General features: G+C 61.4%; 14 protein-coding genes. 3 read left to right on the top strand and 11 right to left on the bottom strand.

The genetic code is table 11. From position 1 onward, the window contains the following. Window positions 1-3: 3 nt before the first annotated feature. The 5 genes from PspCFBP13508_RS08950 to PspCFBP13508_RS08930 all read right to left on the bottom strand — a co-directional run bounded on the left by PspCFBP13508_RS08950 (window position 4) and on the right by PspCFBP13508_RS08930 (window position 7,079). Window positions 4-2,430 (bottom strand): TonB-dependent siderophore receptor, encoded by a 2,427-nt coding sequence (locus tag PspCFBP13508_RS08950; RefSeq protein WP_137214249.1) that lies wholly within the window; start codon window positions 2,428-2,430, stop codon window positions 4-6. A gap of 203 nt (window positions 2,431-2,633) precedes the next feature. Then, window positions 2,634-3,608, bottom strand: coding sequence for a FecR family protein (locus PspCFBP13508_RS08945; RefSeq protein WP_137214248.1), 975 nt, complete (start codon window positions 3,606-3,608; stop codon window positions 2,634-2,636). Further along, complete coding sequence (locus tag PspCFBP13508_RS08940) at window positions 3,605-4,081, bottom strand: RNA polymerase sigma factor (protein ID WP_241669510.1); 477 nt, start codon at window positions 4,079-4,081, stop codon at window positions 3,605-3,607. Before PspCFBP13508_RS08940 ends, PspCFBP13508_RS08945 begins: the two co-directional genes overlap by 4 nt. 359 nt (window positions 4,082-4,440) lie before the next feature. Further along, window positions 4,441-5,148, bottom strand: a complete 708-nt coding sequence (locus PspCFBP13508_RS08935; protein WP_137214246.1) for a 3'-5' exonuclease — start codon at window positions 5,146-5,148, stop codon at window positions 4,441-4,443. Beyond that, window positions 5,145-7,079: a putative nucleotidyltransferase substrate binding domain-containing protein gene (locus PspCFBP13508_RS08930; RefSeq protein ID WP_343287064.1), complete on the bottom strand. Its 1,935-nt coding sequence runs from the start codon at window positions 7,077-7,079 to the stop codon at window positions 5,145-5,147. Before PspCFBP13508_RS08930 ends, PspCFBP13508_RS08935 begins: the two co-directional genes overlap by 4 nt. Before the next feature lie 255 nt (window positions 7,080-7,334). Between PspCFBP13508_RS08930 and PspCFBP13508_RS08925 the strand changes: the two genes are divergently transcribed. Then, window positions 7,335-7,781, top strand: a complete 447-nt coding sequence (locus PspCFBP13508_RS08925) for a response regulator (RefSeq protein ID WP_137214245.1) — start codon at window positions 7,335-7,337, stop codon at window positions 7,779-7,781. 264 nt (window positions 7,782-8,045) lie between these two features. On the opposite strand, the gene PspCFBP13508_RS08920 is transcribed toward PspCFBP13508_RS08925, so the two are convergent. Next, window positions 8,046-10,223, bottom strand: coding sequence for a malate synthase G (locus PspCFBP13508_RS08920; RefSeq protein WP_137214244.1), 2,178 nt, complete (start codon window positions 10,221-10,223; stop codon window positions 8,046-8,048). A gap of 543 nt (window positions 10,224-10,766) precedes the next feature. On the opposite strand from PspCFBP13508_RS08920, the gene PspCFBP13508_RS08915 reads away from it, so the two are divergent. Further along, a complete protein-coding gene (locus tag PspCFBP13508_RS08915) occupies window positions 10,767-11,285 on the top strand; it encodes a glycine cleavage system protein R (RefSeq protein ID WP_016772854.1) in 519 nt (172 codons plus the stop codon). Window positions 11,286-11,508: 223 nt separating this feature from the next. Here the strand turns inward: PspCFBP13508_RS08915 and rarD are convergent, their stop codons facing one another. The 5 genes from rarD to PspCFBP13508_RS08890 form a co-directional block, all read right to left on the bottom strand. Further along, window positions 11,509-12,396 carry an EamA family transporter RarD gene (rarD, locus tag PspCFBP13508_RS08910; RefSeq protein ID WP_041476730.1) on the bottom strand — a complete coding sequence of 296 codons (888 nt, stop codon included), beginning with the start codon at window positions 12,394-12,396 and terminating at the stop codon, window positions 11,509-11,511. 161 nt (window positions 12,397-12,557) lie between these two features. Further along, window positions 12,558-13,532 (bottom strand): serine/threonine protein kinase, encoded by a 975-nt coding sequence (locus tag PspCFBP13508_RS08905; RefSeq protein WP_137214243.1) that lies wholly within the window; start codon window positions 13,530-13,532, stop codon window positions 12,558-12,560. Window positions 13,533-13,696: 164 nt separating this feature from the next. After that, window positions 13,697-15,598 carry a PhoX family phosphatase gene (locus PspCFBP13508_RS08900; protein ID WP_024014570.1) on the bottom strand — a complete coding sequence of 634 codons (1,902 nt, stop codon included), beginning with the start codon at window positions 15,596-15,598 and terminating at the stop codon, window positions 13,697-13,699. A gap of 70 nt (window positions 15,599-15,668) precedes the next feature. Then, a complete protein-coding gene (locus PspCFBP13508_RS08895; RefSeq protein WP_137214242.1) occupies window positions 15,669-16,433 on the bottom strand; it encodes a TOBE domain-containing protein in 765 nt (254 codons plus the stop codon). Between the two features lie 185 nt (window positions 16,434-16,618). Next, complete coding sequence (locus PspCFBP13508_RS08890) at window positions 16,619-17,353, bottom strand: ComF family protein (RefSeq protein ID WP_137214241.1); 735 nt, start codon at window positions 17,351-17,353, stop codon at window positions 16,619-16,621. 91 nt (window positions 17,354-17,444) lie between these two features. Here PspCFBP13508_RS08890 and bioB point away from each other — a divergent pair, with 91 nt between their 5' ends. Continuing rightward, complete coding sequence (bioB, locus tag PspCFBP13508_RS08885) at window positions 17,445-18,500, top strand: biotin synthase BioB (RefSeq protein WP_130911408.1); 1,056 nt, start codon at window positions 17,445-17,447, stop codon at window positions 18,498-18,500. Window positions 18,501-18,560 lie beyond the last annotated feature (60 nt).

The following is an 18,560-nucleotide window of genomic DNA, read 5'->3' as shown; positions in this document are numbered from 1 at the left end:
GGCTTACCACTTGTAGGTGGCGCTGGCGACGACACTGCGCTGGTCGCCGTAGTAGCAGTAGAAGCTGTCGCAGGTGGAAATGTAGTCCTTGTCGAACAGATTGGTCGCGTTCACCGCCAGCGACGCACCTTTGAGGCTGTTGTCCAGACGGCCCAGATCATAATGCACGCTGGCGTCGAACACGGTGTAGGCGTCAGCCTTGCCCAGCCAGGTGTTGGCCTTGTCGCCGTAGGTGTTGCCGGTGTAGCGCACGCCGGCACCGATACCGAAACCGTCGAGCACGCCGGCGTGCCAGGTGTAGTCGGTCCACAGCGAGGCTTGTTGGTTGGGCATCAGTTGCAGACGATTGCCCTTGTCGACGCCTTTCTGCACTTCGGACTTGGCCAGGGTGTAGGCGGCGATGACTTTGAGGTTGTCGGTCACATCCGACACCGCTTCGAGCTCGAGGCCTTTGACCTTCACTTCACCAGTCTGGCTGGTCACCGAAACGTTGTTGACGAAGGTGTTCACCGCGACGTTCTTCTGGGTCAGGTCATACACGGCGGCGGTCAGCAGGGTCTTGCTGCCCGGAGGCTGGTATTTGATGCCCAGTTCCCACTGCTTGCCTTCGGTTGGCTTGAGCGAGCCGGTCGAGGTGGCATCGGCGCCGGTGGTCGGCTGGAAGGATTCGGCGTAGGACAGGTACGGCACGAAGCCGTTATCGAAGACGTAGCTGAGCGCCGCGTTGCCGCTGAATTTCTTGTCACGCTGGGTGTTGGTCGCATCGCCCTTGTTGAAGAATTCAGTGCTGGTGTGCACCCAGTCTTCACGGCCGCCGAGGGTCAGGCGCCACTGGTCGAGAGCCATTTGGTCCTGCACGTAGAGACCGGTCTGGTAGGTCTTCTGGTTGTAGTCGTAAAACGCCGTGGAGCGCGCCGGACGTACGATCGGCTGGCCGTAGATCGGGTTGATGACGTTGGTTTGCAGGCCATCGCCAAAGATCGAGGTGTAGTTGGTGTTGCTGCGCTGGTGATCCAGACCCAGCAGCAAGGTGTGGCGGATGTCGCCCGTGGCGAAGTCCGCCTGGAAGTTGTTGTCCACGGCAAACTGGCTGATGTCTTCGTCGACGCTGGTGCTGGTGCGGCCGACGTTGCCCTCTGCGTCCACGGTGGTGAACGGATAGGAACCAGGGGTCAGCGACTGGAACGACAGGTCCGACTTGGTGTAGCGCAGGTTCTGCTTGAACTGCCAGACATTGTTCAACCGATGTTCGAAGGCATAACCCAGCGCGTAGTAGGTGCGGTCGTAGTATTCCCAATCCGGATCGCCGAGATTCTTGTGATGGGAAATATCACCGAGCGGCGATTTGATTTTGGTGCCCTGAATGGGCAGAAACTGGCTGGTGATGCCGGTGTCGTCGCGGGTGAACTGGCTCAGCAGAGTGAGTTTGGTGTCGTCGTCGATGTTCCAGGTCAGGCTCGGCGCGATGTTGTAGCGCTTGTTGTCGACGTGGTCGACCTGGGTGCCGCTGTCGCGCACCACGCCGCTGAGGCCATAGAGAAACTGCCCGGCGTCATCGATCTTGCCGGTGCTGGCGAAGTTGATCTGGCGGTGGTTGTCGCTGCCGTATTGCAGCTGGATTTCGCTGCTGGCCTCGGCGCTCGGGCGGCGGCTGACCATGTCGAGCAAACCGCCCGGCGGGGTCTGGCCGTACACCGACGAGGCCGGGCCACGCAGTAGGGCGAGGCGGTCGAGGTTCCAGGTTTCCTGTTTCGGGTTGGCGTACACGCCTTTGGGCAGCGGCAGGCCATCAAGGAACTGGGTCGGTTCGAAACCACGCACGCGCAGCCAGTCGGCGCGGGTGTCGCTGCCGTAGCTGCTGGCGGTGATGCCCGGCATGTAGCGCACGGCATCATCGAGGCTGTGCACGCTGCGGTCGTCCATTTGCTGGCGGGTCGCCACCGAAATCGATCGCGGTGCTTCGACCAGGGCGGTGTCGGTCTTGGTGCCGGCGGCGGTGCGAGTCGCGGTGTAGCCTTCGACCGGGCCCCAGGCGCTTTCGAAGTTTTCCACGCCGATGACCGAGGTTTCCGGCAGGGCCAGCGTGCCTTCCGGCACGGCCACTAGGGTGTAAGTGCCGGCGCTGCTCCGTTCCAGTTGCAGGCCGGTGCCGCGCAAGGCCGCGCGCAGGGCGCCGGCGGCGTCGTACTGGCCGTTGACCGGCGCTGAGGTCTTGCCGGCGGCCAGCGCAGGATTGAGCGACAGGGCGAGGCCGCCCTGGCTGGCGATCTGGTTCAGGGTGGTCGACAGCGGCGCCGCCGGCAGGTTGTAGGCGCGCACGCTGGAAGCTTGCTCAGCGGCGAGCAACGGGCTGCTGATCAGCGGCGTGCCGAAAGCGATGGCAAAAGCCAGCAGACTGGGGCGCAACAAGGTGTCTGGCGAACGGGACATACGGCGGCTCCTGAATGGAAATATTTCTCAATTGCCTGTGTGCCGGACGAGATTGGAAAAGTGATAGGGCTGGGTGGAAATTCTTTTTGCAGGAAATGGTTGTGCGGCTGATGGCGCCTTCGCGAGCAGGCTCGCTCCCACAGGTGATCGCATGCCAGTGTGGGAGCGAGCCTGCTCGCGAAGGCGGTTTTCCTGCTGGCGCATTATTCAGGCTTGATATCAGCCTTCGCCACGGTGACCCAATACGGCGTATGCCGCTCGATCTGCACCGGCAAGGTCGGCAGCAAAGCGCTCAGGGCCTTGTCGGTGTCATGCAACGGAAAGCTGCCGGTAATGCGCAGATCGGCCACTTCCGGCGCCACGCCCAGATGCCCGCGACGATAGCGCCCCAGCTCGCGCACCAGATCGCCGAGCCGTGCGTTGTCCACCACCAGCATGCCGCGCGTCCAGGCATCGGCGCCGGGGGCGAGGGCGGCAATCGAGCCCAACCCGTCACTGCGCAGCAACACCTGCTGGCCTTCGCGCAGAATCTGTTCTTGCGGGTTGGCCTGGGCATGGGCCGCCACCGCTGACTGCAACACGCTCAGGCGCGTGCCGTCGTCCTCGCGCTTGACCAGAAACCGCGTGCCCAGCGCACGCATGCTGCCTTCGCGGGTTTCGACGATAAACGGCCGCGCATCGCCATGCCCGGTTTCGACGAGGATTTCGCCTTCCTGCAACACGATCAAGCGGCGCTTGTCATCGAAACGTACGTCGACTGCGCTGTGGGTGTTGAGATTGAGCAGGGTGCCGTCGGACAGGCGCACGGTGCGCTGTTCTCCGGTGGCGGTGCGTTGATCGGCGAGCCAGTAATCCAGCGGCAGAAAACGCTCACTGACAAACAGCCCCAGCCCGACGACCATCACTACACTGGCCAGCCCGCTGCCGAGTTTGCGCACCCGCCGACGGATGCCTTCGCGCGATTGCAGCAACGCATTGCGCGCCGGACCCTTGGCCACGCTGAAGCGCTGATCGAGCATGCCCAACTGACGCCAGGCGCGGGCGTGTTCTTCATGGGCCGCGTGCCACTTGGCGAACTCCTCGCGTTCCAGCGCGGTGCTCGAATCGAGGGTCAATTGCCAGGCGATCGCCGCGTCCAGCACATGTGCCGGCACCGGCCGCGAACTGGCCGCCGTCATGTCGGCTCACCGTACAGGGCGATGTAGCACTGGCGCAGGCCTTGGGCCAGATACTGCCGCACGCGCGGTACCGAGACACCGAGCTTGTCAGCGATTTCGGCGTGGCTGAGGCCGTCGAGGCGGTTATACAGAAAGGCTGCGCGGGCCTTGGTCGACAGCTTGCCGAGCAGGCGATCGATGGCTTTGAGGTCGTCGAGGATCATTTGCTGCTCTTCCACCGACGGCTGTTCGCCTTCGGGGATCAGCATCAGTTCGGTGAGGTAGGCCTGTTCCAGCGCAGCGCGGCGGAAGTAGTCGAACAACAGGCCTTTGGCGATCGCCACCAGAAACGCCCGAGGTTCGCGCGGCGTCAGCAGTTCGTCGCGGTTGAGCAGGCGCACAAACGTGTCCTGACTCAAATCCTCGGCACGCTGCGGACACGCCACATTGCGCCGCAACCACGCCAGCAGCCAACCGCGATGGTCGCGATACATCGCACCGACGAGCTCACTGTGGGGGTTGGGCACTGACGACACCGGACATCACCGATTGGGAAATGTTAACTAACGAGAATAGTTCGCGATTCTGGCAGAGGTGGGAATGGTTAGCAATTGGCCACTGGTCAGGTGATGATTCAAGGGCAGCCCCTCACCCTAGCCCTCTCCCGGGGGGAGAGGGGACTGATCGGGGGATATTCTGGAGGTACACCGACCTGAACGATTTTCACGATTCCTCAATCGACTCGGTCTTTCAGGTCGATATAAGGCTTCAGACACCACGATCGGCTCCCTCTCCCTCCGGGAGAGGTCTGGGCGGGCGGCGTTCCGATGAGGGGCTTTTGATCTGAATGATTCTAAAAGGACGGCGCCTGCTGCCTGCGCTTCCACTGATTCAACCGCTGCTGCAACTGCAACGGACTGTAAATCTGCTGCGCCCGCGCCCGGCTGAACAGAATCAATGCCAGCTCCGCCGTGGCCAGCGCATCGGCACTCGCGTTATGCCGCTCGAACACTTCAAGCCGGAACCATTCGATCCACTCATCCAGCCCCGCCTCGCGAATCTGCGCCTGCGGACATAACAGCGGCGCGATATCCGCCACATCCAGAAACACATGTTGCAGCTTGTGCCCCAAGTGCTCCTTCACTGCACGCCCGAGCATGTGCTGATCGAACGGCGCATGAAACGCCAGCACCGGGCTGTCGCCGATGAACTCCAGCAACTCCAGCAACGCTTCCGCCGGGTCGCTGCCTGCGGCAATTGCACTAGGGCCGAGGCCATGAATCAGCACGCTGGGGCTGAGCTTCAATTCGCGGCATTGCAAGGTGCGTTCGAACTGCTGACGGAAATCGATCGCGCCGTCCTCGATCACCACCGCGCCGATCGACAGGACCCGATCCTTGCTCATATTCAGGCCGGTGGTTTCCAGGTCCAGCACCACCCAGCGCTGCTCGCGCAGGCTGCATTCGTTCAGCTCGGCAAGCGCCGGCAGCTTCGCCAGCCGCTGCTGCAAGTCCGCCGACACCACGGGGCTGGCCGGGCGCAGCCAGGAGAACAGGCTCATAGCTGATACCGCAAGGTCAGGCTGCTTTGCAGGCGCTGCGCCTGGCGCAGGGATTCGCGCAGGATGCGCCGGTCGAGATGATTGAGGCTGTCGGGATCGACGCGGTTGGAGTACGGCTGGTTCTCCCGGGTCTGCAGCTGATGCTGCTGCATCCGCGTTTGTTGAATGAAGTGATAGGCCTCTTCGTACGCCGCGCCGTCGAGCGGCTCGATGACCTCTTTATCGACCAGTTGGCGAAAGCGTTCGAGGGTGTTATTGGCGTCGATGCCGTTGGCCAGCGCCAGCAAGCGGGCGCCGTCCACGAACGGCGTCAGGCCCTGGATTTTCAGATCCAGCGTGGCCTTCTCGCCGTTCTTGCGTGCCAGCACGAACTCACGGAAGCGCCCAACGGGAGGGCGATTGCGCAGCGCATTTTCGGCGAGCATGCGCTGGAACAGACGATTGTCAGCGACTTGATCGAGGATGCCCCGGCGCAATTGCTCACAGCCTTGCTCATCGCCCCAGACCACACGCAGGTCGAAATAAATGCTCGAGCCCAGCAGGTTCTCCGGCGTGGCTTCGCGGATGAACGCGGCAAAGCGCCGCGCCCATTCGGCCCGCGACAGACACAGCTCGGGATTGCCGGCCATGATGTTGCCCTTGCACAGGGTGAAGCCGCACTGCGCCAGGCTGTGGTTGATCTGCTGGGCAATCGGCAGCAGCTTGCCGCGAATCTCTGCTGCGTGCGCCGCGTCGCGGGCATCGAACAGGATGCCGTTGTCCTGGTCGGTGTGCAGCGTCTGCTCGCGCCGGCCCTCGCTGCCGAAACACAGCCAGCTGAACGGCACGCCCGGGTCGCCTTTTTCCGCCAGGGTGAGTTCGATCACCCGGCACACCGTGTGATCGTTGAGCAGGGTGATGATGTGGGTGATCTGCGTCGACGACGCGCCGTGGGCGAGCATGCGCTCGACCAGTTGGCCGATCTCGCCGCGCAGGGTCACCAGTTGTTCGACCCGTTGCGCGCTGCGGATGGTCCGGGCGAGGTGGACCAGATCGACCCGTTGCAGGGAGAACAGATCACGCTCGGACACCACGCCGCACAAGCGCTGATCCTTGACCAGGCAGACGTGAGCAATGTGCCGCTCGGTCATGGCGATCGCCGCATCGAAGGCGCTGTGATCCGGCGACAGATAAAACGGTGATCGAGTCATGTGCTGTTCGATGGCGTCGCTGAAATCACCGACACCTTCGGCGACCACATGGCGCAAATCGCGCAGGGTGAAAATCCCCAGCGGCGCCTTGTGCTCATCCACCGCGACGATGCTGCCGACCTGTTGCTCGTGCATCAGCTTCACCGCTTCACGCAACGGCGTCTCGGCGCTGCAGGTCACCGGATGGCGCATCGCAAGTTCACCGAGACGAGTGTTCAACGAGTATTGGGTGCCGAGGGTCTCCACGGCTTTTTGTTGCACTTGCTGGTTGACCTGATCGAGCAGGCTGCTGACCCCACGCAAGGCGAAATCGCGGAAGGCGCTGGACAGGGCGAACAGTTTGATGAACGCCAGTTTGTTCAGTTGCAGGCAGAAGGTGTCTTCGCCCGCCAGGTGCTCGGTGCGTGTGGCGCGTTCACCGAGCAGCGCGGCCAGCGGAAAGCATTCGCCGGTGGTGATTTCGAAGGTGGTCTCGGTGCCGGGCTTAGTGATGTGCTGGCGTTCGCCGACCACCCGACCCTGTTTGACGATATGAAAGTGTTCCACCGGGCCGTCGGCCGGTTTGATGATGCTCTCGCCCTGGGCGAAAAAACGCAGCTGACATTGCTCCACCAGATAGGCGAGGTGGGCGTGTTCCATCTGATTGAAGGGCGGGAAGCGCTGGAGGAATTGCAGGGTGCCCTGAATGTTCTGCAACACCGCGGTTTTCCCTGCCTGGGTGAAGGCGTCCGCTTTGCTCATAACCATTACCGCAGTCTTTTTCGAATTGTTGTTGTCGGATCGTTGCGACCATGGTCGGCCCCGGCGGGCAGGGTGCCCATTGGACGTAAGTCTAGGTTTTGCCACCATTGGCCGATTTTCGGAAATAACCTACGTAAAAGCTCGGAAAAGCTTGCGCTAGCCACTTGGAAAAAATTCCGACGAAGTGCACATTGAAGCGCTGTCCGGTGATGTCTGACGACTTGCCAGGGATTGTTTGAACATTTAGAGAGCGCCATGTCCGACCACGATATTTTGAGCGACGCCGAGCGGGAAGCGCTCAGCGCAGTGATGCTCGAACCTGATCTGCCGCCGCAGCGTGTCCTGATCGTCGACGACGACAAGGACGCCCGCGAGCTGTTGTCGGAGATTCTCGCGCTCGATGGCATTCATTGCATGACCGCAGCCAGCGGTGAAACCGCGCTGAAAATGCTCGATGAAAAGCCTTCGATCGGTCTGGTGATTACCGACCTGCGCATGGGCAATGTCGATGGCCTGGAGCTGATTCGCCAGGTGCGTGAATCGGTACGGGCAGCGATGCCGATCATCATCGTCTCCGGCGATGCCGACGTGAAAGATGCGATCGAAGCGATGCACTTGAGCGTGGTGGATTTTCTGCTCAAGCCGATTGATACGGGCAAGTTGCTTGAGTTGGTGAAACACGAATTGGGCATCGAGCCCTAGAAGCCCCTCACCCTAACCCTCTCCCGGAGGGAGAGGGGACTGACCGCGGTGAATGTCAGAGGTACACCGACCTGAAATTCATGAGTCGAACTCATGAGTTGAAGCTTCCCCAATCTGCTCCCTTTCCCCTCTACCCCTTGGGGGAGAGGGCTGGGGTGAGGGGGATGGATCTCAAGCCCACCACAAGAATCCAATCCACCTCACAAACAAAAAAGGCCCCGATCTCTCGATCAGGGCCTTTTTCATTTCCAGCGTCAGCGCAAATTACAGACCATTCTTGGCCTTGAACTCGCGACGACGACGGTGCAGCACCGGCTCGGTGTAGCCATTCGGCTGCTTGGTGCCTTCGATCACCAGTTCGACCGCCGCCTGGAAGGCGATGTTGCTGTCGAAGTCCGGTGCCAGCGGGCGATACAGCGGGTCGTTGGCGTTCTGGCGGTCAACCACCGGCGCCATGCGCTTGAGGCTTTCCATCACTTGCTCTTGGCTGACGATACCGTGGCGCAGCCAGTTGGCGATGTGCTGGCTGGAGATGCGCAACGTCGCACGGTCTTCCATCAAGCCGACGTCGTTGATGTCCGGCACTTTCGAGCAGCCGACACCCTGGTCGATCCAGCGCACCACATAGCCAAGAATGCCCTGGGAATTGTTGTCCAGTTCGTTCTTGATCTGCTCAGGCGTCCAGCTTGGGTTCACTGCCAATGGAATGGTCAGGATGTCGTCCACCGAGGCGCGCGCACGTTTGGCCAGTTCAGCCTGACGCGCAAACACGTCAACCTTGTGGTAGTGCAGCGCGTGCAGCGCAGCGGCGGTTGGAGAAGGGACCCAGGCAGTGTTGGCGCCGGCCAGTGGGTGGGCGATTTTCTGCTCAAGCATCGCCGCCATCAGGTCCGGCATGGCCCACATGCCTTTGCCGATTTGCGCACGACCTTGCAGGCCGGTGCTCAGACCGATGTCGACGTTCCAGTTCTCGTAGGCGCCGATCCACTTCTCGGCCTTCATGTCAGCCTTGCGCACGACAGGGCCGGCCTCCATGGAGGTGTGGATTTCGTCGCCGGTGCGGTCGAGGAAACCGGTGTTGATGAACACTACGCGCTCGCTGGCCGCCTTGATGCAGGCCTTGAGGTTGACCGTGGTGCGGCGCTCCTCGTCCATGATCCCGACTTTCAGGGTGTTGCGCGGCAAGCGCAGGACATCTTCGATACGCCCGAACAGCTCGTTGGTGAACGCCGCTTCTTCCGGGCCGTGCATTTTCGGTTTGACGATGTACACCGAACCGGTGCGGGTATTGCGTCGCGAGGTGTTGCCGTTGAGGTTGTGCATTGCGGCCAGGCAAGTCACCAGACCGTCGAGAATGCCTTCCGGCACTTCGTTGCCTTGGCTGTCGAGGATCGCGTCGATGGTCATCAGATGGCCAACGTTACGCACGAACAGCAGCGAACGACCGTGCAACGTCACTTCACCGCCATTTGGCGCGGTGTAGGTGCGATCCGGGTTCATGGTGCGGGTGAAGGTCTGGCCGCCCTTGGACACGGATTCCGCGAGGTCGCCTTTCATCAGGCCGAGCCAGTTGCGGTAGATCACCACTTTGTCGTCGGCGTCAACGGCGGCCACGGAGTCTTCGCAGTCCATGATCGTGGTCAGCGCCGCTTCCATGAGGATGTCTTTGACGCCGGCGGCGTCGGTCTGGCCGACCGGAGTGCTGGCGTCGATCTGGATTTCGAAGTGCAGGCCGTTGTGCTTGAGCAGCACCGCGATCGGCGCGTTGGCGTCGCCTTGGAAGCCGATCAACTGAGCGTCATCGCGCAGGCCGCTGTTGCTGCCGCCCTTCAGAGTGACGACCAGTTTGCCGTCAGCGATTTTGTAGCCGGTCGACTCGACGTGGGAGCCGGCGGCCAGTGGTGCGGCTTCGTCGAGGAAAGCACGGGCGAAGGCGATGACTTTGTCGCCACGCACCTTGTTGTAGCCTTTGCCTTTTTCCGCACCGCCGTCTTCGCTGATCGCGTCGGTGCCGTAGAGAGCATCGTACAGCGAACCCCAGCGGGCGTTCGAGGCGTTGAGCGCGAATCGCGCATTCATCACCGGCACGACCAGTTGCGGGCCGGCAGTGCGGGCGATTTCATCGTCGACGTTTTGCGTCGTCGCCTGGAAATCAGCCGCTTCCGGCAGCAGATAACCGATCTCTTGCAGGAAAGCTTTGTAGGCCACGGCATCGTGCGCCTGGCCGGCATGCTGCTGATGCCAGGCATCGATGCGCGCCTGGAAGTCATCGCGTTTGGCGAGTAGGGCTTTGTTCTTCGGCGCCAGGTCGTGAATGACCTTGTCGGCACCTTCCCAGAATTGTTCGGCGGTGAGGCCGGTACCGGGAATGGCTTCGTTGTTCACGAAGTCGAACAGGACTTTGGCGACCTGCAGGCCACCGACTTGAACGTGTTCAGTCATTGCTTGCCTCACTCTGCTCAGCTATTTCGCTTTTCAGCTCGTCAATTTAACAATGAAGCTTCTGGCCATTTAAACCACAAACCTGCCGACCAGTACATGCCATTGCTGGCGGCTGGGCTAGGACCAATCAACGGCTTGGAGGCCTTGCTGACGGGGCTTTCAGGGTTGCGAACGGCCTTGGGCAGACATCGATCCAGCGTTATGTAGTGCGCGCTGCGGCATACTACATGATGAGTTGCGCTTGTGAAAATCAGACTAATTACGTCGTTCTGCGACCTCATGACGCATTGCGGTCACGTCGCGGAACGGGATGTTCTCAAAAAAGCATTGGATTGTTCCAGTTAAATATCGAAAGTTGTACACGATTTGTCTGTCGCGCAGATCCCCAGTGCTGCCATTCGCGAGCAGGCTCGCTCCCACATTTGGAATGCGACCCCTGTGGGAGCGAGCCTGCTCGCGAAGGGGCCAGTCGATTCAACACAGAATCAGCCCTTGCCTATACTTGCCCTTCGATAACAAAAGTCATGACAAGAGGGCTGCGCCATGGACCATCTCGTACTCACCGTTTTCGCCCCGGACAAGCCCGGGCAGGTCGAGCGCATCGCCCAATGCATTGCCGAGCACGGCGGCAACTGGCTGGAAAGCCGCATGTCACGGATGGCCGGGCAGTTCGCCGGGATTCTGCGCGTGGGTGTGCCGGCGGAGGCTTACGACGAACTGGTCGATGCCCTGCAAGCGCTGTCGGCCCATGGCATTCGGGTACTGATTGCCGAAAGCGGAGTGGAGCAGTCCTGCACGTGGAAACCGATCGCCATGGAACTGGTCGGCAATGACCGGCCGGGTATCGTCCGCGATATCACTCGGCTGTTGAGCGAGCAGGGTGTGAACCTGGAGCGGCTGGTAACTGAGGTGCGCCCGGCGCCGATGAGCAGCGAGCCGCTGTTTCACGCCGAGGCGATTCTCGCGGTACCACTGACGCTGTCGCTGGATGTGTTGCAGGCGCGCCTGGAAACCCTGGCCGATGATTTGATGGTCGAACTGGTGTTACGCACAGAGGTTTAAGCGCAGACAGGGTTATTCAGGTTTAACGTGCACCTGCCTGTGGATAACCTGTAGAGACAGAGCGCCACGCCACGCCGGCCGTGGCTTTGCGTCTATTGCTCAAAAAACCGCCAACATTCAGCGACTTGCGCACAAACGGCGGGGATCACGCTGTGGATAAGCTTGGGAAGGAACGATGCAGGCCACGAGAACCGTGGCCTGTAGAGGTTTGTGCGTTTTTTGATCAGGCGCGCCGGCGCAAACTTATCCACGCATCAACGCTATAGACCGCCAGACCGGCCCAGATAAACATGAACGCGACCAGCGTGCTCGAAGATAAGTGCTCGCCAAACAGCAGCACGGCTTGCAGCAACACCAGCGTCGGCGCGATGTATTGCAGGAAGCCGATGGTGGTGTAGGGCAAGTGGCGGGTGGCGGCGTTGAAACACACCAGCGGCACCAGCGTCACCGGCCCGGCAGCCACCAGCCACCAGGCTTCGGAGGTGGTCCAGAAGGCTGGCTGCACACTCGTGGCGGTCTGATTGAACAGCAACCACGCAATCGCAATCGGCACCAGCATCCAGGTTTCCACTACCAGCCCCGGCAGCGCTTTGACCGGCGCCTGCTTGCGGATCAGGCCGTAGAAACCGAAGGTGAGCGCCAGCGCCAGCGACACCCACGGCAGACTGCCGACCTGCCACACCTGCTGCGCGACGCCGATAGCAGCCAGCCCGACCGCCACCCACTGCATGCGCCGCAGCCGTTCGCCAAGGATCACCATGCCCAACAGCACGTTGACCAGCGGATTGATGTAGTAACCCAGACTCGCCTCGAGCATGCGGCCGTTGTTCACCGACCAGACATAGGTCAGCCAGTTGGCCGCGATCAGCGTGCCGCTCAGGGCCAGAATCGCCAGGCGCTTAGGATTGTCGAGCAACTCGCGCAGCCAGCCCGGGTGTTTCCACACCATCAGCAGCAACGCACCGAACAGCGCCGACCACAGCACCCGGTGGATGATGATCTCGACGGCCGGGACTTCGGCGATGGCTTTGAAATAGATCGGGAACAGGCCCCAGATGATGTAGGCGCTCAGGCCCAGTATGTACCCGCGACGCGGGTTGGCGGCTTGCATGCAGAATCCTTGCTCAGGCAGCTGACAAAGGAGGGATTGTAAGGAGGTTGTATAGATGTGTCGTGTCAGAAAGCAAAAAGATCGCAGCCTTCGGCAGCTCCTACAGGGATATGCATTCCAAGGTAGGAGCTGCCGAAGGCTGCGATCTTTTGATCTTTAATTCAGAACAACTTCAAAGGTTCTTCGTTAAGCGCGGACAGTTGCTCACGCAACGCCAGCACCTGGTCGCCCCAATACCGCTCCGTGCCAAACCACGGAAAGCTGTGCGGGAACGCCGGGTCGTCCCAGCGCCGCGCCAGCCAGGCGCTGTAGTGCATCAGGCGCAGGGCGCGCAACGGTTCGATCAGCGCCAGCTCGCGCGGGTCGAAATCATGGAATTCGTTGTAGCCGTCCATCAGTTCCGACAACTGCCCCAGACACTCCTGGCGATCGCCGGCGAGCATCATCCAGATGTCCTGCACCGCCGGGCCCATGCGGCAGTCGTCGAGGTCGACGATGTGGAACATCTCGTCGCGGCACATCATGTTGCCGGGGTGGCAGTCGCCGTGCATGCGGATGTTCTGGTGCGGCGTGGCGGCGTAGACGTCTTCGACGCGTTTGAGCAGGTCGCGGGCAACCGACTCGTAAGCCGGCAGCAGGCTCTTGGGAATGAAATTGCCTTCGAGCAAAGTGTTCAGCGAGGCATGGCCGAAGTTCTGCACGGCGAGGGCTTCGCGGTGCTCGAACGGCTTGGTCCCGCCCACCGCATGCATGCGCCCGAGCAACTGGCCGAGGCGATACAGTTGATCAAGATTGCCCGGCTCCGGCGCCCGACCACCACGACGCGGGAACAGGGTGAAGCGGAAACCGGCGTGCTCATGCAGGGTTTCGCCGTTGTGGATCAGCGGCGCTACCACCGGGATGTCGATGTCGGCCAGTTCGAAGGTGAACTGGTGCTCTTCGAGGATGGCCTCTTTGGTCCAGCGCTGCGGACGATAGAACTTGGCAATCAGCGGCTCGGAGTCTTCGATACCGACCTGATACACACGGTTTTCGTAGCTGTTGAGCGCCAGGATGCGCGCGTCGCTGAGAAAACCGATGCTTTCGACGGCATCCAGGACGAGATCGGGGGTGAGGGTTTCAAACGGGTGGGCCATGCTGACTCCTGCGCGCAGCAGGCTGCTGCGTCCGGCTCGGCATGGTAGCGCAGATGGCGGCGCGAAGGGTGTTGGTGTCTGCCCGGGCCTCTTCGCGAGCAGGCTCGCTCCCACCTTGGAATGCGATTCCCTGTGGGAGCGAGCCTGCTCGCGAAAGCGGTTTATCAGGCGCCGACAATCCCGCCGTCTTCGCGGGTAATCGCCATCACCGAAGACCTTGGCTTGCCATTGGGCAGATGCTCGGGGAAGGTAGAACCGCCGTTTTCGCCCGGATGCTGGATCCCGACAAACAGGGTTTTCTGATCCGGCGAGAAGCTGATCCCGGTCACTTCGCAACCGACCGGCCCGACCATGAAACGGCGAATCTCACCGGTCGCAGGATCGGCGCAGAGCATCTGGTTGTTGCCCATGCCGGCGAAGTCGCCAGCGTTGCTCGAGTCGCCGTCGGTGAGAATCCACAGGCGTCCGGCCTTGTCGAAACCCAGACCGTCGGGGCTGTTGAACATGTTCTGCGGGGTGATGTTGGATGAGCCACCCTTCGGCGTACCGGCATGCACGCCCGGGTTGCCTGCGACCACAAACAGATCCCACGCAAACGTCTTCGAGGCGTGATCGTTGCGGTCGGTACGCCAGCGCAGAATCTGCCCGTAAACGTTCTTCTCGCGCGGGTTTGGACCGCCCACCGGTTGGCCGTCCTCGCCGCGCTTGGCGTTGTTGGTCAGGGTGCAATAAACCTGGCCGTCCTTGGGACTGACGACGATCCACTCCGGGCGGTCCATGCGTGTTGCGCCAACCACGCTGGCGGCAAGGCGCGCGTGAATCAGCACTTCCGCCTGATCGGCAAACCCGCTGCTGGCGTCGATGCCGTTCTTGCCGTGGGTCAGCTCGATCCACTGGCCCTGGCCTTTCGGATGATCGGGGTTGCCGTCACCGGCATCGAATTTGGCCACATACAACGTGCCGTGATCGAGGATGTCGCGGTTGGCTTTCTGATTGCGATGGTTGATGCGATCACGGCTGACGAATTTGTAAATGAACTCGCCACGCTCGTCGTCACCCATGTACACCACAGCGCGACCATCGTCGGTCTCGGCCAGCGCGGCGTTTTCATGCTTGAAGCGGCCCAGCGCGGTGCGTTTGACCGGAGTCGATTGCGGGTCGAACGGATCGATCTCGACCACCCAGCCGTGACGGTTGAGTTCGTTGGGGTTCTTGGCCATGTCGAAGCGCGGGTCGTGCGGGTGCCAGTTGATGTCTTTGCTGCTGGCGACAACGCCGTAGCGCTTTTGCGCCGCATCGAATTGCTGCTGGGCGTTGCTGCTGCCGAAGCAGTCGGTGAAGTTTTCTTCGCAGGTCAGGTAGGTGCCCCACGGTGTCTTGCCGTTGGCGCAGTTCTGGAAGGTGCCGAGGACTTTTTTGCCGTGCTTGTCGGCGGCGGTTTTCATCAAGTCGTGGCCGCGGGCCGGACCGCTGATGCGCAGCGGCGAGTTACCGTGAATCCGACGGTTGTAGCGCGAGCCCTGGACGAATTGCCACTGGCCGTTCTTGCGCTGCACTTCGATCACCGACACGCCTTCGCAGGCCAATGCCTTGCGCACATCCTCAGCCGACTGCGGCATGCCGCCATGCGGATACAGGTAGCGATAGTTGGTGTATTCGTTGTTGATCGCCATCAGCGCGCGGTTCTTGTCGTCCGGGAAGGCGAACAGGCTCATGCCGTCATTGTTGTCGCCGAACTGCACTTCCTGTGCGGCAGCGGTGCCGTTACCGCTCGGATCGAAGGCCGGGCCGTTCTTGTGCAACGGCTGGCCCCAACTGATCAGCACCGAAGACTTGTAGCCCTTGGGCAGGCTGATGGCGTCGGTGGTCGCCGCCGGAATGCTCTCGAAACCGAGCAGGCGGCTGTTGCCGGCGCTGACGCTGGCGGCCATGACGCTGCGGCTCAGCAGGTTGCCGCCGAGGAACATCGCCGCCCCGCACAACGCGCCGGCGCTGATGAAACCGCGACGGCTGAGGCCGACCATTTTTTCCAGATCAGTGGATTGGTTTTCTTCTAATAGGCTCACATCAGGCTCCCTGCTTGGTTATGGGCAACACCTTAATGCGGGTCGATGACGCTTTTGTGGCAAGGGCGAATCAGAGCGGCGTGCCGATCAGCACGTTGGACGGCGCACATTGCACCTGCACCGCAGACCCCACGCCGAGTTGCTGGTTGCGCAAGTGCAGCGGTTCGGCCAAGGCGCAGAGAGTGTGGCCGTTGGGCAGGGAAATGCGCACTTCGCTGGGGCCATCCTCGGCATCGAGGATCGCTTCGATGGTGCCGCTCAGGACATTGTGTCCGGGCGTGGCCGGCTGATCGGCGCCGAGCAACTCAAGCCAGCCAGCCTTGATCAGCGCCATCACGTCGCTGCCGATCTGCAATTCCAGATGCACGGTGCTGTCGTGGGTGATCTGTGCCTCCAGAGCAATGCCTTCGGCCAGTTCGAGGTGGATCAGATCATTGCGCCCCTGCGCCTGAATCGCCGCGACCGTGCCATGCAGCTGATTGCGCGCGCTGGTCCTGAGCATCAGCCGCCCGAGCAGGTCGAGATCACTGGCGTCTTCGGCCGCTTCCAGCACCTGCGCCTGCAACGCCTGCAATTTCTGATACAGACGCAGCACCCGCTCGCCCTCGCTGGACAGTCTGGCGCCGCCACCACCCTTGCCACCCACCACGCGCTCGACCAAGGGTTTCTGCGCCAGGTTGTTCAACTCATCGATCGCATCCCATGCCGCCTTGTAACTGAGCCCCGCGCTCTTCGCCGCGCGGGTGATCGAACCCTGCTCGGCGATGTGTTGCAGCAGGGCAATGCGCTGCGGGCGGCGGACAATGTGCTGGGAGAGCAGGGTGGGCAGGGACATGGCAGAACGCTTCTGGCTCGGGCGATGAGAGGGACGTTGGCCACTTGCAACGCGCGAGTCAAGCCTGACGCCGAGCCCCTGTGGGAGCGAGCCTGCTCGCGAAAGCGGTTTGACCAACCACAGCTTTGTTGAATGTGACGCCCATTCGCGAGCAGGCTCGCTCCCACATGAGATCTGTATTCGCTTCAGGTACCGGGTTTCGGCGTCCGGGCCAGGCAATACACATCAACCCGCGCCGCACCTGCATTCATCAACAACCGCGCCAGCGCCTGAGCGGTCGCGCCAGTGGTCAAGACGTCGTCAACCAGCGCGAAATAGCGGCCGCTTACCTCTGCATCAGGCGCCAGCGCAAAGGCATTGCGCAAATTGCGTTTGCGCGCCTTGGCATCGAGATCCTGCTGGGCATCGGTGTCCATGACTCGCCTTAGAAGCTGTTCTTCACAGGGCAAATCCAGCGACACACTCAACCAGCGCGCGAGCATCGCCGCTTGATTGAATCCTCGCCGACGCAGTCGTTTATTCGCCAACGGCACCGGTAGCAACACATCGGGTCGCGGCAAGTCCTCGGCGAAGCGATGCTGCAGGTATTGGCCGAGAACGTCGGCGAGCAGGTGACCAAACGGCCATTTCGCGTTGTGTTTAAAGCGTGTAATCAGACTGTCAACGGGGAAGCCATAAACCCAGGGCACGGCGACCTGCTCAAAGGCCGGAGGCTCTAGCAGGCACTCGCCGCAAGTCAGGCCATCCGCCGCCAGCGGCAAAGCGCAGCTCTGACAATGGCTGCCGAGCCAGGGCAGCTCGGTTTCGCAGGCCTCGCACATTGGCATTTGTGCTTCTGCCGGCTCATCGCACAGCAAACAGGTCTGTACGTTTTTTAAACAGATGTAAACCTGTCCTTGGTATTGCGGTTGACAGCGCATCGCTCTTCCTTAAATATGCCGAACATCCGTGTAGCGCCTGTGGATATTCCATTTTTCCCGGCGCCAGCCAAGCATAACCAAGGAATTGCCCATGAGCGCGAGCACCACTGCCACCCTGCGTCACGATTGGTCTCTGGCCGAAGTCAAAGCACTCTTCGTACAGCCATTCAACGACTTGCTGTTCCAGGCGCAAACGGTGCACCGCGCGCATTTCAACGCCAACCGCGTGCAGGTCTCGACACTGCTGTCGATCAAGACCGGCGCCTGCCCGGAAGACTGCAAGTACTGCCCGCAGTCCGGGCACTACAACACCGGTCTGGAAAAAGAAAAGCTGATGGAAGTGCAGAAAGTCCTCGAAGAGGCGGCCCGCGCCAAAGCCATCGGTTCGACGCGATTCTGCATGGGCGCGGCGTGGAAACATCCGTCGGCCAAAGACATGCCGTATGTGTTGAAGATGGTTGAAGGGGTGAAAGCCTTGGGCCTGGAAACCTGCATGACCCTCGGCCGTCTCGATCAGGAGCAGACCGAAGCGCTGGCCAGGGCCGGTCTCGATTACTACAACCACAACCTCGACACCTCGCCGGAGTTCTACGGCAGCATCATCACCACCCGCACTTACAGCGAGCGTCTGCAGACGCTGGCCTACGTGCGTGAGTCGGGGATGAAAATCTGCTCCGGCGGCATTCTCGGCATGGGCGAATCGCTGGACGATCGCGCCAATCTGCTGATCCAGCTGGCCAACCTGCCCGAGCACCCGGAGTCGGTGCCGATCAACATGCTGGTGAAAGTCGCCGGCACGCCGCTGGAAAACGCCGAAGACATCGACCCGTTCGACTTCATCCGCATGCTCGCCGTGGCGCGCATCCTCATGCCGCAATCTCACGTGCGCCTGTCCGCCGGTCGCGAAGCGATGAACGAGCAGATGCAGGCCCTGGCATTTTTCGCCGGCGCCAACTCGATTTTCTACGGCGACAAATTGCTCACCACCGCCAACCCGCAGGCAGACAAGGACATGCAGCTGTTCGCGCGCCTCGGTATCCAGCCGGAGGCTCGCGAAGAGCATTCCGATGAGGTTCATCAAGCTGCGATCGAGCAGGCGCTGGTGGAGCAGAAGAGTAGCGAGCAGTTCTACAACGCTGCGGTGTAATAAACCGCGCGGATTGCGCTGAAGGAATGCAAAACCCCTGTGGGAGCGAGCCTGCTCGCG

It is taken from the genome of Pseudomonas sp. CFBP13508 (assembly GCF_005233515.1).
Classification (GTDB): Bacteria; Pseudomonadota; Gammaproteobacteria; order Pseudomonadales; family Pseudomonadaceae; genus Aquipseudomonas; species Aquipseudomonas mercuritolerans.
This window is presented reverse-complemented; position numbering and strand designations above follow the sequence as displayed.